A 19,813-nucleotide genomic window follows, 5' to 3' on the forward strand; every position below is an offset into this window, starting at 1 on the left:
CCTTCCTGCCCCTCCCGCGGGCGCCCCCCGCCGGCCCCGCCCCGCCGCCCCCCCCCCCCGCCCAGTAAGTGACCAGGGCCGCCTCGTCTTAAAACTCTACAAAGTCTTCGGCGGGGGGACCGTTGACGGCAGCTTTAAGACGAGATCTCTGACTTGCGAGAGCGGGAGACATTCCGCCCCGTAAGCGATTATCGGCGGGATTTGGTTCCCGGGGTGCCATTTGTTGGCTGCGCGACTGCGCTGTGCGCCCGGTATTGAAGCGGGTCACAAGGCTGGCCAACTGGCGGGTTTCGTTTTGCAGGGCGGTGGCCGCAGCCGTGGTTTCCTCGACCATGGCGGCGTTTTGCTGGGTCACCTGATCCATCTGGTTCACAGCGGCATTGACCTGACCCAGACCGGTCGCCTGTTCTTGCGAGGACGCAGCGATTTCGGCAGCCAGCGCATCCATTTCGGCCACCTTGGCGGCGATATTCTCCAGTGCACGACCGGATTCACCGACCAGTTTCACACCCTCGGCCACTTCGTGCGCCGAGGCCGAGATCAGTGCCTTGATCTCCTTGGCCGCTTCGGCAGAGCGCTGGGCCAGGGTGCGCACCTCAGAGGCAACGACCGCGAACCCGCGACCGCTCTCGCCTGCCCGCGCCGCCTCGACACCGGCATTCAGAGCCAGAAGGTTGGTCTGGAAGGCGATCTCGTCGATCACCCCGATGATGTCGCCAATCTCGGCCGAGCGGCGGCTGATGCCGTCCATGGCGGTCTGTGCCTTCTGCATGACCTCGCCCGAACGTTCCGTCTCGGCGCGGGCTTCGACAGCAGCGGTCGAGGCCTGACGTGCCCCTTCCGCGCTGCGTTGCACCGTCGCGGTGATCTCGTCCAGCGCCGCAGCCGTTTCCTCAAGACTGGCGGCTTGCTGCTCGGTCCGGCGGGACAGATCATCCGCCGAGTTGGCGATTTCTTCGGAGCCGGTTTTCAGCACGGCCACCGCATCCAGCACCTGATCCAACGCCTGACGCAGGCTGGCGGTCGCGCCGTTGAAGTCATCCTTCACACGCTGGTGCGCGCCATCCAGCGGGGCGTCGATCTCCGCACGAAGGTCGCCTTCGGACAGTTTGGACAGGTTATCGGCCAGGATTTCGACCAGTCGCGTCTGGGCGGCCTCGGCGCTCTTGCGCTCGGCCTCGGCCCGACGGGCGGCCTGTTCGGCCTCGGTGATGTTGATGGCCAGCTTGACCACCTTGATGGCGCGGCCATTCTCGTCCAGCACCGGATTATAGCTGGCCTCCAGCCACACCTCGCGCTGGCCCTTGGCCATGCGGCGGAACTTCTTGGCGACAAACCGGCCTTCGTTCAGCTCGCGCCAGAAGGCGGCGTACTCAGGTGTCGCGGCCTCTGCCGGATCCATGAACATGCGGTGATGCTGGCCGCGGATCTCGTCCAGCGTATAGCCCATGGTCTTCAGCAGGTTTTCATTGGCATCGATGATGGTGCCGTCCAGCTGAAATTCGATCACCGCTTGCGAGCGACCGATCGCATCCATGCGGCGCTCCAGCTCTTGAAGACGGCTATTGTTCTGCGCCACGGGGGCCGACCGTTTGAACATTGTCGCTTTTTCCGAGCCTTGGTTGGGTTTCAGCCTTGTCCCGTAAAGGCTGGCCCAGAAAACCTGTGTTTTCGTGATGACAGCGTTACGTCAAAATCCTCAGGCCAGAATTTACGTCTGGTTAACCATAGTTGGGCACAGCAAAGGTTCACCTTTCTGCGAAAGCCCTTCGGGCACTGGATTTGCGCCTTGCGCCAACTGATCGCCGCCGCCCAGTCAATCGACCCGCTGGTGGTCACCGGAAAGGTGGCCGGCGTTAATGGCCTGCTGATCGAAAGCCGTGGCGGCCTGTCGCGTCTGGCCGTGGGTGCTCGCGCCGAGATCAGCCGCCGTGGCCAGCCGCCCCTGCCCGCCGAGGTCGTCGGCTTCCGCGACGCCAAGGCGCTCCTGATGCCCTATGGCCCCGTCGAGGGCGTGGCACCGGGGGCCGATATCAAAATCCTCGAAGCCGCCGCCTCGGTCAGCCCAACGACGCAATGGCTGGGCCGGATCATTGATGCTTTCGGCGAACCCATCGACAGCAAGGGCCCTCTGCCCCAAGGCCCGCAACCCTATACGCTGAAAGCCTCGCCGCCTCCCGCCCACTCGCGCGACCGCGTGGGCGAGCGGCTAGATCTGGGCGTGCGCTCGATGGACGTGTTCACCACCACCTGCCGTGGCCAGCGTCTGGGCATTTTCGCCGGCTCGGGTGTGGGCAAGTCAGTGCTGCTGTCCATGCTGGCGCGCCAAGCCACCTGTGATGTGGTCGTGGTGGGCCTGATCGGCGAGCGGGGCCGCGAGGTGCGCGAGTTCATCGAGGAGACGCTGGGCGAAGAGGGGCTGCGCCGCGCCGTCGTCGTGGTCGCCACCTCGGACGAGCCCGCCCTGAAACGCCGCCAAGCCGCCTATATGACCATGGCCGTGGCCGAGTATTTCCGGGATCAGGGCTTGGAAATCCTGTGCCTGATGGACTCGGTCACACGCTTCGCCATGGCCCAGCGCGAGATCGGTCTGGCTGCGGGCGAGCCACCGACGACCAAGGGCTATACCCCGACCGTCTTTACCGAACTGCCCAAGCTGCTGGAACGCGCCGGACCCGGCCCGCGTCTGCCGGATGGCCGTCAGGCGGGTCCCATCACCGCCCTGTTCACCGTGCTGGTGGATGGCGGCGACCATGACGAGCCCATCGCCGATGCGGTGCGCGGTATTCTGGACGGTCACATCGTCATGGACCGCAAGATCGCCGAGCGCGGCCGCTTCCCCGCCATCGACGTGCTGAAATCCGTCAGCCGGACCATGCCAGACTGCCAGACCCCGCGCGAGCGCGAGCTGAACCGCCGCGCCCGCCAGTGCCTGTCGGCCTATGCCAATATGGAAGAGCTGATCAAGATCGGCGCCTACCGCAGCGGGGCCGACCCCATCGTGGACCGCGCCATCGCCCTGAACCCGATGCTGGAAGACTTCCTGCGTCAGGATAAGGAAGACGTAACCCGTCTGGCCGACAGTTTCGACCGGCTTGAATCCATCCTCAACATGGGCATGCTAGAAGCTTGACCGGAGAAGCCGCATGACCGCATGGGCGCAATCCCTGATCCGCCTCACCAACTATGAGGTCGAGACCCTGCAAAAGCGCATGGCCGAGATCGCCGCTCGCCGCGCCGATGCGGAGATGAAGCTGGTCATGCTGGACGCCGAGGCCGAGGGTGAAAAGGCGCAGGCCAGCGCCGATCCCCAACATGCCGCCATGCTTCGCGCCTATCTGAATGGCTGGAAGCTGCGCCGCGCCAATGCCGAGGGCATGGTCGAAGCGCTGCTGCGCGAGGAAGAGGGTGCCCGAGACGCCCTGACCGCCGCCTTCGAGGAACTGAAAAAGTTCGAGCATGTCGCGGAGACGACCCGCGTGAACAAGCGTATCGAGGCCAACCGCCGCGAGGCCGCGACATTTGACGAAATGGGCCTGCGCCGCCGAAACGCGGGCTGATCCCCGTATGCCTTCGCGTCGTTCACTACTTCTCGGCGCGGCAGGATTGATGGCATCGGGCTGTAGGGCTTCGGCCCAGCCGGACACCGCCGTCCCTCCCCTCAAATCGATTGCGCCCTACCGCGTCGGCACCTGCGCCATGACGGGCCAGCTTGACGATCCCGCATGGACGCGGCTGGCGCTGGAGCATTACAACCAGATCACGCCCGAGTGGGAGATGAAGATGGAATACATCCTCACCCCCGACGGCTATCGCTTCGATGCACCTGACCGCATTGCCTCATGGTGCGACAGCCACGGCATGGCCCTGCATGGCACGACCCTGATCTGGTACTCACAGGGCGAGGAGGCCTTTCGCGGTCTGTCCCGCGCCGAATACGGCCAGCGGTTCGACCGCTATATCGCCGCCGTCGCGGGCCGCTATGCCGGACGGGTGCGCGGCTGGGATGTGGTCAACGAGGCAGTGGCCGAGGACGGCGACGGCCTGCGCCACCATCACTGGGCCGAGACCCTTGGCCCCATCGACCACATTGTCCGCGCCTTTGAGCAGGCCAAACAAGCCGATCCAAAGGCTGTTCTTTTCCTCAACGACTATAATCTCGAGAACAATCCCAAGAAGGGCGCGACCTTCCTCAAACTGGTCGAGCAACTATTGAAGGCGGGGGCTCCCATCGGAGGCATCGGCACCCAGAGCCACCTCGATATCGAAATCCCCGAGGGCCAGATTAGCGCCTTCATCCATGAAGCGGCCCAGTTCGGATTGCCGCTTCATATCTCCGAACTCGACGCCTCGCGCCGCCGCGAAGGTGGCCCTCCCGATGTCAGAAGTGTTTCATACCGGAACAGGCAACAGTTTGATCGCGTTAGAGAATTAACCGCTGCTTATTCAAGGTTACCTGAACAACAGCGGTATGGATTAACACTCTGGGGCGTTCGGGATACGGACTCATGGCTGCGTCGTCCGCCGCACGACGATGGCCGCGACAGCCCGCTGGCCTTTGACGCCTCTGGCCAGCCCACCACCGTTGCCCGTGCCCTGACCGAAAGCTGGCTCCAGTCCCAATGACGGAACAGGCGCGCGTGGCAAAGGTTTACTGAATATGGCCTCCCCGTCCCTGACCGAGCCGATCCAGCGCCGCCTCGACATAGCCGCTGCCGACTATATGCAGCCGGATGACATGCCGCGTTTCGACTTCACGGCCCCCAATGGCGAGGCGGCCCTGATCCCTCACGACAGCATCTCGTGGCAGGTTTTCAAAAACCCGATCAGCCTTTTCATCGGCGGGGTCACAGCCGTTATCCTCGAACTGGCCGAGGCGCGGGTCCGCTCGGGCGTGTGGGACCACACCAGCTTCCGTACCGATCCGGTGCCGCGTCTGAAGCGCACAGGTCTGGCTGCCATGGTCACCGTCTATGCCCCCGCCTCCAAGGCCGAGGCCATGATCGCGGGCATCCGCCGCCGCCATTCCCGCGTGACCGGCACCGCCGACGACGGACAGGCCTATAACGCCAATGATCCGGTCCTGCTGGACTGGGTACAGGCCACGGCGGGCTATGGCTTTACCGAGGCCTTCCATCGCTTTGTGCGCCCCCTGTCGCCACAGGAGCGCGACCGCGCATGGTCCGACGCCTATCCCACCGCCGTCCATTACGGTGCCGTGGGTGCCCCGAAATCCGAGGCCGAATGGCAGGAGCAACTGGCCGCCATGCTGCCGCACCTGACCCCCTCGCCCATCGTGTTCGAGTTCCTCGACATCATGCGGCGGGCCAATGCCTTTCCGGCCTATGCCCGTCCGGTCCAGCACCTGCTGATCCGCGCGGCCATCGACATGGTCCCTCAGGAAGTGGCGACGATCGTCGGCCTCAAACCCGCCGATGGCTTGGCCCCATGGCAGCGCCCGCTGGTGAAGGCGCTCGCCCAAGGTGCCGAGCGCTTCCCTCTGAGACAGTCGCCTGCCGGACAGTCCTGCGTGCGTATGGGCCTGCCCGCCGACTGGCTCTGGAAACAGCGCTGAAATGAAAAACGCCCGCTGTTTCCAGCGGGCGTCTTATCAAGGTTCCGGATCGGATCAGGCGGCGATGATCTGGCCGACTTCCGACGGGTCGCGCAGCACATAGCCACGGCCCCAGACGGTTTCGATGTAGTGCTTGCCACCGGCTGCGGTCGCCAGCTTCTTGCGCAGTTTGCAGATGAAGACGTCGATGATCTTCAGTTCCGGCTCGTCCATGCCACCGTACAGGTGGTTCAGGAACATCTCCTTGGTCAGGGTCGTGCCCTTACGCAGGGAGAGCAGCTCCAGCATCTGGTATTCTTTACCGGTCAGGTGGACACGGTGGCCGTTCACTTCGACGGTCTTGGCGTCGAGGTTCACAGCAATCTCGCCGGTGTGGATGATGGCCTGGGCATGGCCCTTGGAGCGGCGCACCACGGCGTGGGTGCGGGCAATCAGCTCATCCTTGTGGAACGGCTTGGTCAGATAGTCGTCGGCACCGCCGCCGAAGGTCTTGACCTTGGTTTCAATCTCGTGGCTGCCCGAGAGGATCATGACCGGAGTATTGACCTTGCCGTTGCGCAGCTGGCGCAGAACCTCAAGGCCGCTCATGTCTGGCAAGTTGAGGTCAAGCAGGATCAGGTCGTAGTCATAGATCTTACCCAGATCGATGCCTTCTTCACCCAGATCGGTGGTGTAAACGTTGAAGCCTTCCGACTTCAGCATCAGCTCAATGCTTTGAGCCGTGGCGTGATCATCTTCAATCAACAGGACGCGCATTAATGCCCCTCCAGGCAAAGCTTGGCTGAAACCGCGCCTACTGCGCGATCCGGGTAACCTTGTTCGTACGTTAACGATTAAAAGGCTTAGAAATGGTTAACGGGTCCCGATATGAAACGCCTAGGCTGATTTGCGAATCGCCGTCTAGAGGGCGAGTCAATGATTCTTTAATTTTTCGAAGAATTCGGTTCGCCCGGATGGCCCTGTTCGCCTGTCAGGCGAACTATCCCCAACCAATTCACCGATCACGAGTCCGCCAAAGCCAAGCTTTACAAGGGAGAACGTCCGAAGCTGACGCACAGTAGGAACATTTTCCTAGCCAGCCCGACCGCGCACCTCATGATGCGATCTACGTTCGGAGTTGGGAGATTACCGAGTGATGGAAGCTTACCGCGTTCCCGTACTTGAAGGAGACCGCATCAGGGCCGACGCCGCCCTCAGTTTGTCGGCGCTGGCCTTTCACATTCCCGTCGAGGAAATGAACAGACGCGAGCGGGTCCGGCTTAGGGCTTGTCGCGCGCGCTGGTCGGCCATGTATCTGGCGCACGTATCCTATGGCTGGCCGCTAGAGCGGGTGGCCCACGCCTTTGGCCTCAACCGCGCCACAGCCTCGACCGCCTGCCGCTGGGCCGAGGACGAGCGCGACCGCAATGACTATGACCTGCTGATGGACGGGCTTGAGGGGGCTCTTCGCGGTGTCATGGACATGCCTCTGGTCGATCTAGCGCCCGAACAGGGCCTGAAGGTGCGCCGATGAGCACCGCCCGCCTGACCGAACGCGCCCGCCGCCTGATGGAGCGCCCCGATGCATGGCTGGATGAAACCAGTTCCGGCTATCCCCTGCGACTGGGCGGCGACCGTCGGGGCCGCGTGGTCCTGACACTGGACGAGGCCGCCTTCCGCGCCATGGTCCAGACCCCCGGTCTGCGGCGTCGCCACGGCGGCGGCTGGCAGGCACGGCGAGGCAACAGCGAACCGCCCTCCCCGCCCGCAGGTCGGCTGGGCCAGATCATCGGCGAGCGCACCTTGATGCAGCCCGATGGCCGCGCCACCACCGTCACCGCCAATCTGGGGGAAAGCCCTATCGCATGGCTGGCCCGCCGCAAGGACCACAGCGGCCGCCCATGGCTGACCCCCGAAGAGGTCGCGGCGGGAGAAAGGCTGAGGCAGGACGCCGAGGTCGCCCTTGCGGGGCCGTCCCTGACCATGCGCTGGGATGGCCTGCCCCGCAGCCAGTCCGGCGCCGCCCCCGCCCGCATCGAGCCAACCGACCGTGCCATCAGCGCTTCAAGCCGCGTCGAGGCCGCATTAAACGCCGCCGGTCCCCGCCTTCGCGCCATGCTGGAACATGTGTGCGTGCGCGGATCGTCGCTCCAGCTTGCGGAACAGGAACTGTCCTTACGCCGCCGTCAGGGCAAGACCGTCCTGAAACAGGGACTACAGGCGCTGGCCCTACACTACGGCCTGACCCGATAGAGTAGCGTTCATGATGGTCCCGCCATGCGGGGCCATCCCCCTTACCCTTCGATGACCGCCAGTAGCTGTTCGGTCAGCGGCTTTTCGCCCGGCTTGACGATGTCCAGCACCTTCCAGCGGCCGCCTTCCTTTTCCAGTTTGACGACTTGCGACTTCTCGGTGCCGTCAACGGTGAACACCACATCGGCGTCGGCATAGTTGCGCTCGCCCTCGGTGATCTTCACCGATTTCAGCACCACCTCCCCACCCGTGCAGTCACAGACCGGATCGTTCTGCAGGTAGGGCTTTCTTCCAGCGTCGCGGGCGTTGCGCCAGTCATAGAAGATCATGGCGTTCAGGCTGCGCTGCATCAGCTCGTCACGCCCCGGCGCAACAGGCTCGGCGGGTGGGTTCTGATAGACCGCATACAGGGCACGCACGAATGCCTCGGGAGAAACCTCGCCCGCCGCCTTGGCCGCCTCGCGCCCAATCAGCTTGGGCGCAGGCGGCGCTTCCGGCTCGGCAGGCTGCGAGCAGGCCACCGCTCCCAGAGCCAAGGCCAACACTGCCCCCGACAGATAAAGCTTCATAGCGATCCTCCCTGTTCTCCCTCGCCGACAGACTACTCCGGCGCGGATTGGCGGCAAGTCGGGTCTGGCCTGATGCCGCCGCTCTTGCTACATCGCCCGCATGACCTTTTGCGTGACACGCACGATTTCGATTAGCCGCCCGGCGTAGCGCTCCAAGCCCTATCTTGGAGACTGGGGCGGAACCGCCCCGCGCGCGCCGGGATCGACATATCCGAACGCCTTGATGCACTGCGCCTTGGGCGCGAGCCTCACTTCACGCTAAACTGCCACACATTATTCGCATCCCCTGATCGGGATGCCGTGCGCTTAGACGAAAAAGACAATCCATGTCCGACGCCGACAACACCACGACCGAGACCGCTGGCCGCGATTACCGCGACACCGTCTTCCTGCCGGAAACCGACTTCCCGATGCGCGGCGGGCTGCCGAAGAAGGAGCCGGAAATCCTCGAAAAGTGGGGCGACCTGTACGGCACCCTGCGCGCCAAGCGTCAGGCCGAGGGCGCACCGCTGTTCGTGCTGCACGACGGCCCGCCCTATGCCAACGGCGACATCCACATCGGCCACGCCCTGAACAAGACGCTGAAAGACTTCGTCGTCCGCTCGCAGTTCCTGATGGGCAAGGACGTGGACTATGTTCCGGGCTGGGACTGCCACGGCCTGCCGATCGAATGGAAGATCGAAGAGGAATACCGCAAGAAGGGCCGCCGCAAGGACGAGGTCTCGAAGGAAGAGTTCCGCACCGCCTGCCGCGAATATGCGGGCAAGTTCATCGACCTGCAGCGCGACCAGTTCCTGCGCCTCGGCATCACGGGTGACTTCGCCAACCGCTATGCCACCATGGACTTCAAGTCCGAGGCGGCCATCGTGGGCGAGTTCCACCGCTTCAAGAACTCGGGCCAGCTCTATCGCGGCTCCAAGCCCGTGATGTGGTCGCCGGTCGAGCGCACCGCCCTGGCTGACGCCGAGGTCGAGTACCACGACCACGTCTCGCCGACGATCTGGGTGAAATTCCCCGTCACCGGCATGTCGGATAGCCATCCCGACGACCTGCTGGCCTTCCGCAACCAGACCCCGTCCATCGTGATCTGGACCACCACCCCGTGGACCATTCCGGCCAACCGCGCCATCTCCTACGGCCCCGAGATCAAGTACGGCCTGTACGAAGTCGCGGCCATGGAAGAGGGTCTGGAGTTCGAGCCGTGGGCCAAGGCCGGCGACCGCTTCATCATCGCCGACAAGCTGGCCGGTGACGTGTTCAAGGCCGCCAAGGTGGCCGAGTTCACCCGCATCTACGATATCGACCCGTCGGGTCTGGAATGCGCCCACCCGCTGTCGGAAATGCACAGCGGCTATGGCTTCACCGTGCCGCTGCTGTCGGGCGACCACGTGACCGACGATGCCGGTACGGGCTTTGTCCACACCGCCCCCGGCCACGGCGCGGACGACTATGCCGTCTGGCTGGCCCACGGCCACCGCGATGTGCCGGATACCGTCGATGCCGACGGTGCCTATTACCCGCACGTGCCGCTGTTCGCGGGCCTCAAGGTTCTGGAAACCGAAGGCAAGAAGACCGGCAAGTTCGGCCCCGCCAATGGCGCGGTGATGGAAAAGCTGATCGAGGCGGGCAACCTCCTGGCCCGTGGCCGCGTCGAGCACTCCTATCCGCACTCGTGGCGCTCCAAGGCTCCGGTCATCTTCCGCAACACGCCCCAATGGTTCATCCGCATGGATGAACCAGTTAACTTCAAGAAATTGGGGTTCATCCGCATGGATGAGGAACTGTCCAACGGCGAGACCCTGCGCGAGCGCGCCCTGACCGCTCTGGACAACACCGCCTTCCACCCTGCCGCGGGCAAGAACCGCATCCGCTCGATGGTCGAGGGCCGCCCGGACTGGCTGATCAGCCGGCAGCGCGCATGGGGCACCCCGCTGGCCATGTATGTGGACAAGACCACCGGCCAGCCGCTGATCGATCCCGAAGTCGATGCCCGCATCGTCGCCGCCGTCGCCGAAGGTGGCGCGGACGTGTGGTTCACCGCACCGGACGAACAGTTCCTCGGCAACCACAATCCGGCCCAGTACGAAAAGATCACCGACATCCTCGATGTCTGGTTCGATTCCGGCTCGACCCACGCCTTCACGCTGGAAGCCCGCGATCCGGCCCACGGCTATACCGGCGACCGCCCGTCGCACTGGCCCGCGAACCTCTATCTCGAAGGTTCGGACCAGCACCGCGGCTGGTTCCAGTCCTCGCTGCTGGAAGGCTGCGGCTCGCGTGGCCGCGCCCCGTACGATGCCGTCCTGACCCACGGTTTCACCCTCGACGAGAAGGGTGAGAAGATGTCGAAGTCCAAGGGCAACACCGTTGACCCTGCGACCGTCATCAAGGAGTCGGGTGCCGACATCCTGCGCCTGTGGGTGGCCATGGTCGACTATTCGGAAGACCAGCGCATCGGTAAGCAGATCCTGCAAACCACGGTCGATGCCTACCGCAAGCTGCGCAACACCGTGCGCTACCTGCTGGGGGCCGTCGCCGGCTTCACCGAAGACGAGCGCATCACCGATTACTCGCAGTTCCCGCCGCTGGAGCAGTACATCCTGCACCGCCTGTGGGAACTGGACGCCCACGTTAAGAAGGCGTTCGAGGAATACCGCTTCCAGGACGTGGTCCGTCCGGTGATCGAGTTCTGCACCGGCGACCTGTCGTCGCTGTATTTCGACGTCCGCAAGGACAGCCTGTATTGCGACCGTCCGGACAGCCTCAAGCGCCGCGCCGTTCGCACCGTCATGGACGAGGTGTTCGCCCGTCTGACCGCGTGGCTGTCGCCCATCACCCCGTTCACCATGGACGAGGCCTGGTCCTCGCGCTTCCCTGAAGCCGAAGCCGGTGCCAACTCGGCCCGCATCCTGCCGCAGGCTCCGGCCGAATGGCAGAACGAGGCCGAGGCCGCCCGCTGGGCCAAGGTCCAGAAGGTCATGGAAGTGGTCAACGAAGCCCTCGAAGCGGCCCGCCGCGACAAGGTCATCGGTGGCGCTCTGGATGCATGGCCGACGGTCACCGCCCCGGCCGACCTGCTGGTCGCCTATGAGGGTCTGGACGCCGCCGAGGTGTTCCGTACCTCGGGTGCCGAACTGGTCGAGGGTGCCGAGATCACCGCCGTCATCAAGACCGCCGACTATCCGAAATGCGCCCGCTCGTGGCGCAAGGTGCCGGATGTGGGTTCCGACCCCGAATATCCGGAACTGTCGGCCCGTGATGCCGATGCCGTCCGCTATCTGGACAGCCTGAAGGCCTAAAGCTTCACCGCAGAAAACGCCCCATCGAACACGGTGGGGCGTTTTTTATTCTCCCCCCTGCCCCAAGTTCCTGATAGCGAAGGCGCATGAAGATTTCTCGCCTAGGCTGGACCGCATACGGTCTGGCACTTTTCATCATTGTCGCTGACCAGATCAGCAAGGCCATGATCCTTTCGGCCATGCCCGGCCCCCCCACGCCCCTGCTGGACGGCTTCCGCATCGCCGAGGTCCTGCCCCCCGTCTTCAACTTGACCTTCGTGCTGAACACGGGCGTCAGCTTTGGCATGTTCGGCGGCGGCGAAGCCCGCTGGGTCCTCAGCGCCTTCTCGATCATCGTCGCGGTCGCGCTGGGCATCTGGGCCCTGCGCGCCAAGGGGCCGCTGCTGGCCTGCGCCATCGGTCTGGTCATCGGCGGGGCCATCGGCAATGTCATCGATCGTATCCGCTTTGGCGGTGTCGTCGACTTCATCGACTTCTCGGGAACGGGCGTGTTTCCGTGGATTTTCAACATCGCCGACAGCGGGATCACCATCGGCGTGATGCTGCTTATCCTCGACTCATCAATCGGCGAACGTCGCTCCAAGGTTGGCGACGCCCGCGAAAAGTCGTAATCACTCTTTCTTCCTATTCGACCCGATGAGCACCAACTTGGTGTGAACCGACCGGAGCCGAGCCTGAACATGCGAATTCGTACTGTCCTCACCCTGACCATCGCAACCTCTGCGATGCTGAGCCTCGGAGCCTGCAGCTCCATCAAGCAAGGCATCGGCCTGACCAAGGTGACGCCAGACGAGTTCCTGACCGTGTCGTCGGCTCCGCTGGTGGTGCCACCGGAATACGGCCTGACCCCGCCGTCGCCGGGTGCACCGCGTCCGCAGGAACTGGCACCCGAATCGGCTGCCCGCCAAATCCTGCTGGGCCAGCGTCAGGCTATCACCCGCAGCCAGGGTGAACAGGCTCTGGTGGCCAACGCCGGTGGCGACCGCGCCGACCCGCTGGCCAGCTATGTGGTCGACAACGAGTTCGGCGACCTGACCCGCAAGGAAGAAGGCTGGGCCAACCGCCTGATCTTCTGGCGCCGCGACCAGCCGTCGACCCAGGGCACTCTGGTCCTGCCGGGTCCGCAAGGTCAGCGCACCATCGACATCACCACCGAGCAGGGTCGCCGCGAGGCTCTGACCGGCGGTCGCGAGGGCATCACCATCGCACCGCGTCGCGACACCCGTCGCTTCAAGCTGCCGGGCCTCTAAGACCTTCTCCAGCTTTTTATAGTGTTTAGGGGCGTGGCTGCACTGGCGGTCGCGCCCCTCGCCTTTTGAACGCCCGCCACAGCCGACCGACACCGGAGTTTCCATGATCAGTGCCGATGTTCGCGCCACTCTGGCCGCCATCGTTCTGGCCCACAGCCAGAAGCGCCTCGTCACCGCCATCTATGACTATGACGTCGGGGCCTATCGCAATATCCGGGCGAACTTCAAAGACGACGCACTGGATGCGTATGACTCCGTGCGCGTGGCCAAGGTATCAGGCACCCTGCCCGACCTGTTCGACCATGTGATGGGCAGCTACTACCACCTGAAACAGCACGCCGACCGCTACATCGGCTTTGACCACTACAGCGGCACCCATTTTCAGGTGGTTCTGACGGACAAGATCGCGGCGCTGTACGACTACGACAGCGCCGAGTGGAGCCAGTACAGCGCTTAAGCCTTAACTGTCCTGCAGGGCGCGGGGCAGTTTGAAGGTGATGGTCTCACGGGCACCGTCATCTTCGGTCAGGGTCACGTCAAAGCGTTCGCGGATGGCGTCGATCAGGCCCTCGACCAGCGGTTCCGGCGCCGAAGCACCCGCCGTCACGCCCAGAGTGTTCACGCCCTCGAACCAGCTCCAGTCCACATCGCCCGCATCATCGACCAGACGGGCGGCCTTGGCCCCCGCCGTCAGGGCCACATCCACCAGGCGGGCCGAGTTGGACGAGTTCTTGGACCCGACCACCAGCACGAGATCACAGCCGTCGCCCAGCTTTTTCACCGCTTCCTGACGGTTGGTGGTGGCGTAGCAGATGTCTTCCTTGTGCGGGTCCGGCAGTTCGGGGAAGCGGCGCTTCAGCACCGCCAGAATCTGCGAGGTATCGTCCACCGACAGGGTCGTCTGGGTGGCATAGGCCAGCGCCACATCGCCCGGACGCTCGAACTTTTCGGCATCCTCGACCGTCTCGACCAGCGAGATCGCCCCTTCGGGCAGTTGGCCCATGGTGCCGACCACCTCGGGGTGTCCGGCGTGGCCGATCAGGATGATGTGGCGGTTCTGTTTGAAATTACGCTCGGCCTCCACGTGGACCTTGGACACCAGCGGACAGGTGGCATCGAGGTACAGCATCTGGCGCGACTTGGCCGCCTCGGGCACCGACTTGGGCACACCGTGGGCCGAGAACACCACCGGACGGTCATCGGGGCATTCGTCCAGTTCCTTGACGAAGATGGCCCCCAAACCCTTCAGCCGCTCGACCACGTGGCGGTTATGCACGATCTCGTGGCGCACATAGACGGGCGCGCCATATTTCTCGATGGCGCGCTCGACGATCTGGATGGCCCGATCCACACCGGCACAAAAGCCGCGCGGCGTCGCCATGCGGACCGTCAGCGGACGTTTTTCATCGAGGATGGAAGGCGTTTGGATCGGGGCGTTCATGGGGTGCAACCTAATCATTCGCCGGTGCCGACGCTACCGCAGACAAGGGGGTTATCACCATTGTCGGACATGTTTTGACGAACTGCGGACCGTAAACTGACGATTGCCTGTTTGCCGCGCCTCGCAATAGCCGCTATCACCGGACAGCGTGCTTCGTCCGGATCATCGATCCTGACCGTAGTGCCCCTATCTTCGACTGCTGGAAAGAACCCGATGCGTCGCGTCCTGACTGCCCTTGCTGCCTTTTCGATCGCTGCCTCGATGATCCCCGCCGCTGCTGTAGCCCAGCAACGCCAGCAGCAAGGCGAAGAGCGCGCCGCTCGCCCATTGCGCATCCAGCCTCTGTCGCGCCGCGCCAACTCCGGCCCGTGCCCCTTCGTACAGATCCTGTACGACGCCGCCCGCTATGTCGAAATGAACGACCCGAACAATCCGCGCTATGCCGACGTCGGCTTTACCGGTGAGATCGAGGGCGTAAATTCGGACTGTGAATACCGTGGCGACGACCCCATCCGCGTGGACATGAACCTGCTGTTCAGCCTCGGCAAAGGCCCCGCCGCCCAAGGCAACAGCAAGAACTACCGCTACTGGGTCGCCGTGACCGAGCGTAACTCGGCCATCCTCGACAAGCAGTATTTCGACCTGCCGGTGAACTTCGGTTCGGGTGACCGCACCACCGCCGAGCCGTCCCACACCGTGGTCATCCCGCGCGCCTCGCAGACCATTTCCGGTGGCAATTTCGAAATCGTCATCGGTTTCGAAGTGACCGCCGAACAGGCCGCTTTCAACCGTTCGGGCAGCCGCTTCCGTCCGACGGTCGGCCAAGACAACTAAGATTATGACTGACCTCAAAACTGTTCTCAGCGAAGCGGTCGCCACCGCCTTCGCCGCCGAAGGCGTGGACAAGGCCCTTGCCCGCGTTACCCCGTCCGACCGTCCGGACCTTGCCGACTTCCAGTCCAATGGCGCGCTGGCCGCTGCCAAGGCGCTGAAGATGAACCCGCGCGATCTGGCCACCAAGGTCGCCGCGCGTCTGGAAGGCCACCCCGCCCTCGCCTCCGTCGAGATCGCGGGACCGGGCTTCATCAATATGAAGCTGTCGGACGCCGCCCTGTCGGAGCGCGCGCGCGAAGTGGCCGCCGATGCCGACAAGGCCGGTGCCGCTGGCGTGGATGCTGCGCGCAAGGTCGTCATCGACTACGGTGGCCCGAACGTGGCCAAGCCGATGCACGTCGGCCACCTGCGCTCGTCGATCATCGGTGAAAGCCTGAAGCGCATCTTCCGCTTCCGGGGCGACGAAGTGATCGGCGATGCCCACTTCGGCGACTGGGGCTTCCAGATGGGCCTGCTCATCACCGCCTGCGGTGACGAGGGCATCGCCGACGCCTTCATGGCCGAGGGTGACGGCCCCTTCCCGTCGGAATCGCCTGTCTCGCTGGAAGACCTCGAGCGCCTGTATCCGCAGGCCGCCGCCAAGGCCAAGGAAGACCCCGCCTTCCGCGACCGCGCCCGCAAGGCAACCGCAGAGCTGCAAGCTGGCCGTGCTGGCTACCGCGCCCTGTGGCAGCATTTCGTGGCCGTCAGCCGCACCGCCCTGACCCGCGAGTTCGCGGCGCTGGACGTGACCTTCGACCTGTGGAACGGCGAATCCGACGCCGATCCGGTCATGGAAGAAATGATCGCCGACCTGAAGGCCAAGAACCTTCTGGTCGAGGACAACGGTGCACAGGTCGTGCACGTCGCCCGCGAAGGCGAGTTCCGCAAGAAGAAGCTGGATGACGGTTCGGTCGTTCAGGTGCCTTCGCCGCCGCCGCTGCTGGTGATCTCGTCGGAAGGTTCGGCCATGTATGGCACGACGGACCTCGCCACCATTCTGGACCGCAAGAAGTCGATCGGCCCCGACCTGATCCTCTATGTGGTCGATGAGCGTCAAGCCGAGCACTTTGAGCAGGTTTTCCGCGCCTCGTATCTGGCCGGTTACGCTCCCGAGAAGTCTCTGGAGCACCTCGGCTTCGGCACCATGAACGGCACGGACGGCAAGCCGTTCAAGACCCGCGCGGGCGGCGTGCTGAAACTGCACGACCTCATCACCATGACGACCGAGAAGGCCCGCGAGCGCCTGAAGGACGCCAAGCTGGGCGAGGACCTGACCGAGGCCGAGTTCGAGGAGATCGCGCACAAGGTGGCCATCGCCGCCCTGAAGTTCGCAGACCTGTCGAACGCGCGCACCACCTCCTACGTCTTTGACCTCGACCGCTTCACCAGCTTCGAGGGCAAGACCGGCCCGTACCTGCTGTATCAGGCCGTCCGCATCAAATCGCTCCTTCGCAAGGCCGCCGATCAAGGCGCAGAGGCCGGCGAAATCGTCATCGCCGAGCCCGCCGAGCGCGATCTGGCGCTGACGCTGGATGCGTTCAGCACCGCCGTGTCGGATGCCTATGACAAGCGCATGCCGCACCTGATCGCCGAGCACGCCTATCGCGTGGCGCAGAGCTTCTCGAAATTCTACGCCGCCTGCCCTGTGCTGGCACCGGGACATGAGGCCACCCGCGCCTCGCGCCTCGGCCTCTCGGCTGCCGCCCTGCTGCAACTGGAAACGGCTCTGCGCCTGCTGGGCATCCAGACGCCGGAACGGATGTAAGGCTACCGCTTACCACATAAAGAAAAGGCCGGATGATTGCTCATCCGGCCTTTTTTTCTTACCGACTGGGATTTAGTGGCAGATACCCGGCCACGACTTCAGCACTGACGGCGGAATACGGCGCAGACCGAACTCCTTGCGCGGGATACGCGGGGCAAAGGAAGCCTGCTCAGTGGCGACGCGAGTGTCGAGCGACGATTGGGGCTCATTCTCGTTGGCCACTTCATCGTTGAATTGGTAATCGGCAACCTCGGCACGCATCATCATACTACCCTTTAATCAACCGTTGTTCGTTATAGCTTGTGGCAGTAAACGCGCCGCAGACGGACTGGATCACTCCGCAAAAGTAAAATTTTGTGTCGCAGTGCAGAACGGCGTGTAGAACGAGACCGTATGACACGACATTCAGCCTCGCTCTAACCACGTCCTGTTAATCATAACTCATTTGATTATTCGTCTATTCGTTATTCTTCTTTCCGAATGCATCCTGAACCTCGTCTTTCTTGATACGAGCCTCCGGATGACCTTTTTGATTTAAATTCTGTTCTTCGGTGCCGTCGCCCAGAACGCCCGGTCGGGTGTTCTCAACCGGTTCGCGTTGACCGTGCGGGTCTTTTTCGGTGCTCGTCATGTGGCTCTCCATTTCGGCCAGCCACCCCCAGTCCCTCTAGAACGGATGGTTACCCCCGACGTTCCGTGGTCAGCATGGCGAGGAGTGCATTCAGGCCCATATTCCGCCCCCCGTACCGTTCACTGAAACCATGATGGCTTTGCGGACTGCACAGCTTCACAGCGCCTGACACCGACATTGCCAAAAGTCCTATGAGCAGTTGCAGCACCCCGATCAATCAACCGGAGGTCACGCTTAACCTCCTGTTTGCTTTAAAGTTTTTGGCGAGATGTTGGCATTCCGCATTGCCCCGCCCTACCCCCGAAGGCAAAGTCCCCATACGGCCAAGCTTGGCCCATGGTTCATTTGAGGGGATTGTCCAGTGTCCACCGCTCCGAAGCAGGGCTATGCCCGCACCCAGACCGCAGATGGCGGCTTCCAGTACACTTATCGCGGCCTGCGTCTGGCTCCGGGCCTTCCGGCAGTGATGGGCATCCTGCCGGCATTGATCATCTTCGTCATGGGTGCGGTCAGCACACCGTTCGGCTTCCCGCTGTTCATCCTCGTGCTGATCTACGCCTTCGTGTTCATCAAGTTCGTGAACAAGACGACCCGCACCATCACCATCTATCCGGACCGCATCGTCACCTATAAGGGCCAGACGATCGCCTTCCGCGATATCACCCACCTCGGCTGGGAAACCTCGGCGCAATCGACCCGCTTCATCGACGGTTCCTTCCTGAAGGCTCAGGCTCTGGGCGTGATCTACAACGTCTCGGGCCACACCACTCAGGCCACCGCCATGGGCCTGCACAACGAAGCCAAGCAGATCTCGGAAATCAGCTACACCTAAGCCCATAGCTTAGGCTGATGGATCGGACGGCGGGGTTGGGTTAAAGGTCAGGGATGACCGATACCCTCTCCGCCGTTTCTGTATCCGGCCTCGACGCCTTTATCGCCGGCCTGCCCAAGGCCGAGCTGCACCTTCACATCGAAGGCAGCCTTGAGCCGGAACTGATGTTCGAACTGGCCAAGCGCAACAATGTCGCCATCCCCTACGACAGCGTAGAGGCCGTGCGCGCCGCCTATGACTTCTCGAACCTGCAGGACTTCCTCGACATCTATTATGCGGGCGCGCAGGTGCTGCTGACCCGTCAGGATTTCGAGGACCTGACCTTTGCCTATTTCAAGCGCGTCGCCGCCGACAATGTGCGCCACGCCGAGATCTTCTTCGACCCGCAGACCCACACTGATCGCGGCGTCGCCTTTGAGGTCGTCGTCGAGGGCATCATCGCAGGCATGAACCGCGCAGAGAGCGAGCTGGGCATCACCTCCGGCCTCATCCTCAGCTTCCTGCGCCACCTGCCGGAAAGCGCCGCGTTTGAAACGCTGGAAATGGCCAAGCCCTATCTGGACCGTTTCATCGGCGTCGGCCTCGACTCTTCCGAAGTCGGCCATCCGCCGTCGAAGTTCGAGCGCGTCTTTGCCGCCTGCCGCGAGCTGGGCCTGAAAATCTGCGCCCACGCCGGCGAGGAAGGCCCGCCCGCCTATGTGCACGAGGCGCTGGACCTGCTGAAGATCGACCGCATGGACCACGGCAACCGCTCCATGGAAGACGAGGCGCTGGTCGCGCGTCTGGCCGCCGAGCAGATGACCCTGACCGTCTGCCCGCTGTCGAACCTGAAGCTGTGCGTGGTCAAGGACCTGAAGGATCACCCGATCCCGAACATGCTGGCCAAGGGTCTGCACGTCACCCTGAACTCGGACGACCCGTCCTATTTCGGCGGCTATGTGAACGACAACTACATCCAGCTGGCCAAGGCCGTTGGCCTGACCCGCGAACAGGTCATCCAGATCGCCAAGAACTCGTTCGAAGGCAGCTTCCTGCCGGACGACAAAAAGGCCCAATATCTGGCCGAAATCGACGCCTACGTCGCGGCGAACTAAGACTTCGAAGGCCCCGCCCGAAATGGCGGGGCTTTTTCTTAGGGATCTAAAAATGGAAAAACGAAATCTTATAGATAACCCAGAACGTTTTCACGCCATGTCTACAGGTTATCTTAATATAGTTACCGCAACAATTCTTGCTATAAAAAATCATCCTATAGATAGATTAGACTCGACTTGGATAGCTTTAAATAATAATTTAGCACTTTCAATAGAAAGTGGCATTAAAGAATTTTATTTATGCCAACA

The 19,813-nt window shown here is 63.1% G+C and carries 21 protein-coding genes; 15 read left to right on the forward strand and 6 right to left on the reverse strand.

Annotation, left to right across the window (positions count from 1 at the left end):
* Positions 1–88 precede the first annotated feature (88 nt).
* Positions 89–1,600 carry a PAS domain-containing methyl-accepting chemotaxis protein gene (locus Q0Y42_RS12015; RefSeq protein WP_297804073.1) on the reverse strand — a complete coding sequence of 504 codons (1,512 nt, stop codon included), beginning with the start codon at positions 1,598–1,600 and terminating at the stop codon, positions 89–91.
* A gap of 189 nt (positions 1,601–1,789) precedes the next feature.
* Between Q0Y42_RS12015 and fliI the strand changes: the two genes are divergently transcribed.
* Genes fliI through Q0Y42_RS12035 form a run of 4 tightly spaced genes read left to right on the forward strand, consistent with a single transcriptional unit; the run spans position 1,790 to position 5,575 of the window.
* Entirely contained in the window at positions 1,790–3,133 is a 1,344-nt protein-coding gene (gene fliI / locus Q0Y42_RS12020) for a flagellar protein export ATPase FliI (protein WP_297804076.1), read from the forward strand.
* A gap of 13 nt (positions 3,134–3,146) precedes the next feature.
* Positions 3,147–3,560, forward strand: a complete 414-nt coding sequence (locus Q0Y42_RS12025) for a flagellar FliJ family protein (RefSeq protein ID WP_297804078.1) — start codon at positions 3,147–3,149, stop codon at positions 3,558–3,560.
* Between the two features lie 7 nt (positions 3,561–3,567).
* Complete coding sequence (locus tag Q0Y42_RS12030) at positions 3,568–4,626, forward strand: endo-1,4-beta-xylanase (RefSeq protein WP_297804080.1); 1,059 nt, start codon at positions 3,568–3,570, stop codon at positions 4,624–4,626.
* Between the two features lie 34 nt (positions 4,627–4,660).
* Positions 4,661–5,575 carry an oxygenase MpaB family protein gene (locus Q0Y42_RS12035; RefSeq protein WP_297804083.1) on the forward strand — a complete coding sequence of 305 codons (915 nt, stop codon included), beginning with the start codon at positions 4,661–4,663 and terminating at the stop codon, positions 5,573–5,575.
* A 54-nt stretch (positions 5,576–5,629) separates the two neighbouring features.
* Here Q0Y42_RS12035 and ctrA read toward each other — a convergent pair whose 3' ends face one another.
* Positions 5,630–6,331: a response regulator transcription factor CtrA gene (gene ctrA, locus Q0Y42_RS12040; protein WP_242913718.1), complete on the reverse strand. Its 702-nt coding sequence runs from the start codon at positions 6,329–6,331 to the stop codon at positions 5,630–5,632.
* Between the two features lie 379 nt (positions 6,332–6,710).
* Here ctrA and Q0Y42_RS12045 point away from each other — a divergent pair, with 379 nt between their 5' ends.
* Positions 6,711–7,088 carry a chromosomal replication initiator DnaA gene (locus Q0Y42_RS12045; protein ID WP_297804087.1) on the forward strand — a complete coding sequence of 126 codons (378 nt, stop codon included), beginning with the start codon at positions 6,711–6,713 and terminating at the stop codon, positions 7,086–7,088.
* The gene (locus tag Q0Y42_RS12050; protein ID WP_297804089.1) at positions 7,085–7,807 is read left to right on the forward strand and encodes a DUF6456 domain-containing protein; all 723 of its coding nucleotides are present in this window, start codon (positions 7,085–7,087) and stop codon (positions 7,805–7,807) included. The genes Q0Y42_RS12045 and Q0Y42_RS12050 overlap by 4 nt, the downstream gene beginning before the upstream one ends.
* A 41-nt stretch (positions 7,808–7,848) precedes the next feature.
* Here Q0Y42_RS12050 and Q0Y42_RS12055 read toward each other — a convergent pair whose 3' ends face one another.
* Positions 7,849–8,376 (reverse strand): DUF3828 domain-containing protein, encoded by a 528-nt coding sequence (locus Q0Y42_RS12055; RefSeq protein WP_297804091.1) that lies wholly within the window; start codon positions 8,374–8,376, stop codon positions 7,849–7,851.
* A gap of 326 nt (positions 8,377–8,702) precedes the next feature.
* On the opposite strand from Q0Y42_RS12055, the gene ileS reads away from it, so the two are divergent.
* From ileS to Q0Y42_RS12075, 4 genes are all read left to right on the forward strand, one after another.
* Complete coding sequence (gene ileS, locus Q0Y42_RS12060; protein WP_297804093.1) at positions 8,703–11,675, forward strand: isoleucine--tRNA ligase; 2,973 nt, start codon at positions 8,703–8,705, stop codon at positions 11,673–11,675.
* 86 nt (positions 11,676–11,761) lie between these two features.
* A complete protein-coding gene (gene lspA / locus Q0Y42_RS12065; RefSeq protein WP_297804095.1) occupies positions 11,762–12,286 on the forward strand; it encodes a signal peptidase II in 525 nt (174 codons plus the stop codon).
* 69 nt (positions 12,287–12,355) lie between these two features.
* On the forward strand, positions 12,356–12,925 hold the full coding sequence (locus Q0Y42_RS12070; protein ID WP_297804097.1) for a DUF3035 domain-containing protein: 570 nt from the start codon (positions 12,356–12,358) through the stop codon (positions 12,923–12,925).
* Positions 12,926–13,028: 103 nt separating this feature from the next.
* Positions 13,029–13,382, forward strand: coding sequence for a hypothetical protein (locus Q0Y42_RS12075; protein ID WP_297804098.1), 354 nt, complete (start codon positions 13,029–13,031; stop codon positions 13,380–13,382).
* Positions 13,383–13,385: 3 nt separating this feature from the next.
* On the opposite strand, the gene ispH is transcribed toward Q0Y42_RS12075, so the two are convergent.
* The gene (gene ispH / locus Q0Y42_RS12080; RefSeq protein WP_297804100.1) at positions 13,386–14,366 is read right to left on the reverse strand and encodes a 4-hydroxy-3-methylbut-2-enyl diphosphate reductase; all 981 of its coding nucleotides are present in this window, start codon (positions 14,364–14,366) and stop codon (positions 13,386–13,388) included.
* A 213-nt stretch (positions 14,367–14,579) separates the two neighbouring features.
* Between ispH and Q0Y42_RS12085 the strand changes: the two genes are divergently transcribed.
* Together Q0Y42_RS12085 and argS are read left to right on the forward strand one after the other, a co-directional pair.
* Entirely contained in the window at positions 14,580–15,200 is a 621-nt protein-coding gene (locus Q0Y42_RS12085; RefSeq protein WP_297804103.1) for a Tat pathway signal sequence domain protein, read from the forward strand.
* Positions 15,201–15,204: 4 nt separating this feature from the next.
* On the forward strand, positions 15,205–17,007 hold the full coding sequence (argS, locus tag Q0Y42_RS12090; RefSeq protein ID WP_297804105.1) for an arginine--tRNA ligase: 1,803 nt from the start codon (positions 15,205–15,207) through the stop codon (positions 17,005–17,007).
* Positions 17,008–17,079: 72 nt separating this feature from the next.
* On the opposite strand, the gene Q0Y42_RS12095 is transcribed toward argS, so the two are convergent.
* Both Q0Y42_RS12095 and Q0Y42_RS12100 read right to left on the reverse strand, forming a co-directional pair.
* Positions 17,080–17,274, reverse strand: a complete 195-nt coding sequence (locus tag Q0Y42_RS12095) for a hypothetical protein (protein ID WP_297804108.1) — start codon at positions 17,272–17,274, stop codon at positions 17,080–17,082.
* A gap of 190 nt (positions 17,275–17,464) precedes the next feature.
* Positions 17,465–17,638 carry a hypothetical protein gene (locus Q0Y42_RS12100; protein WP_297804110.1) on the reverse strand — a complete coding sequence of 58 codons (174 nt, stop codon included), beginning with the start codon at positions 17,636–17,638 and terminating at the stop codon, positions 17,465–17,467.
* Between the two features lie 361 nt (positions 17,639–17,999).
* Here Q0Y42_RS12100 and Q0Y42_RS12105 point away from each other — a divergent pair, with 361 nt between their 5' ends.
* The 3 genes from Q0Y42_RS12105 to Q0Y42_RS12115 all read left to right on the forward strand — a co-directional run.
* Positions 18,000–18,470 carry a hypothetical protein gene (locus tag Q0Y42_RS12105; RefSeq protein ID WP_297804112.1) on the forward strand — a complete coding sequence of 157 codons (471 nt, stop codon included), beginning with the start codon at positions 18,000–18,002 and terminating at the stop codon, positions 18,468–18,470.
* A 53-nt stretch (positions 18,471–18,523) separates the two neighbouring features.
* Entirely contained in the window at positions 18,524–19,564 is a 1,041-nt protein-coding gene (locus Q0Y42_RS12110; protein WP_297804113.1) for an adenosine deaminase, read from the forward strand.
* A gap of 52 nt (positions 19,565–19,616) precedes the next feature.
* Positions 19,617–19,813, forward strand: a 197-nt coding sequence (locus Q0Y42_RS12115; RefSeq protein ID WP_297804115.1) for a hypothetical protein, incomplete at its 3' end; no start/stop codon positions are given.

The sequence above is a fragment of the uncultured Brevundimonas sp. genome (assembly GCF_947305955.1).
Classification (GTDB): Bacteria; Pseudomonadota; Alphaproteobacteria; order Caulobacterales; family Caulobacteraceae; genus Brevundimonas.

Excerpts from the sequence above, each read along its gene's own strand:
- argS (WP_297804105.1), top strand. The coding sequence starts at position 15,205 with ATGACTGACCTCAAAACTGTTCTCAGCGAAGCGGTCGCCACCGCCTTC.
- Q0Y42_RS12030 (WP_297804080.1), top strand. The coding sequence starts at position 3,568 with ATGCCTTCGCGTCGTTCACTACTTCTCGGCGCGGCAGGATTGATGGCA.
- Q0Y42_RS12045 (WP_297804087.1), top strand. The coding sequence starts at position 6,711 with ATGGAAGCTTACCGCGTTCCCGTACTTGAAGGAGACCGCATCAGGGCC.
- Q0Y42_RS12070 (WP_297804097.1), top strand. The coding sequence starts at position 12,356 with ATGCGAATTCGTACTGTCCTCACCCTGACCATCGCAACCTCTGCGATG.
- lspA (WP_297804095.1), top strand. The coding sequence starts at position 11,762 with ATGAAGATTTCTCGCCTAGGCTGGACCGCATACGGTCTGGCACTTTTC.
- Q0Y42_RS12055 (WP_297804091.1), bottom strand. The coding sequence starts at position 8,376 with ATGAAGCTTTATCTGTCGGGGGCAGTGTTGGCCTTGGCTCTGGGAGCG.
- ctrA (WP_242913718.1), bottom strand. The coding sequence starts at position 6,331 with ATGCGCGTCCTGTTGATTGAAGATGATCACGCCACGGCTCAAAGCATT.
- ileS (WP_297804093.1), top strand. The coding sequence starts at position 8,703 with ATGTCCGACGCCGACAACACCACGACCGAGACCGCTGGCCGCGATTAC.
- Q0Y42_RS12025 (WP_297804078.1), top strand. The coding sequence starts at position 3,147 with ATGACCGCATGGGCGCAATCCCTGATCCGCCTCACCAACTATGAGGTC.
- Q0Y42_RS12035 (WP_297804083.1), top strand. The coding sequence starts at position 4,661 with ATGGCCTCCCCGTCCCTGACCGAGCCGATCCAGCGCCGCCTCGACATA.
- Q0Y42_RS12110 (WP_297804113.1), top strand. The coding sequence starts at position 18,524 with ATGACCGATACCCTCTCCGCCGTTTCTGTATCCGGCCTCGACGCCTTT.
- Q0Y42_RS12085 (WP_297804103.1), top strand. The coding sequence starts at position 14,580 with ATGCGTCGCGTCCTGACTGCCCTTGCTGCCTTTTCGATCGCTGCCTCG.
- Q0Y42_RS12015 (WP_297804073.1), bottom strand. The coding sequence starts at position 1,600 with ATGTTCAAACGGTCGGCCCCCGTGGCGCAGAACAATAGCCGTCTTCAA.
- Q0Y42_RS12075 (WP_297804098.1), top strand. The coding sequence starts at position 13,029 with ATGATCAGTGCCGATGTTCGCGCCACTCTGGCCGCCATCGTTCTGGCC.
- Q0Y42_RS12100 (WP_297804110.1), bottom strand. The coding sequence starts at position 17,638 with ATGACGAGCACCGAAAAAGACCCGCACGGTCAACGCGAACCGGTTGAG.
- Q0Y42_RS12050 (WP_297804089.1), top strand. The coding sequence starts at position 7,085 with ATGAGCACCGCCCGCCTGACCGAACGCGCCCGCCGCCTGATGGAGCGC.
- ispH (WP_297804100.1), bottom strand. The coding sequence starts at position 14,366 with ATGAACGCCCCGATCCAAACGCCTTCCATCCTCGATGAAAAACGTCCG.
- Q0Y42_RS12095 (WP_297804108.1), bottom strand. The coding sequence starts at position 17,274 with ATGATGATGCGTGCCGAGGTTGCCGATTACCAATTCAACGATGAAGTG.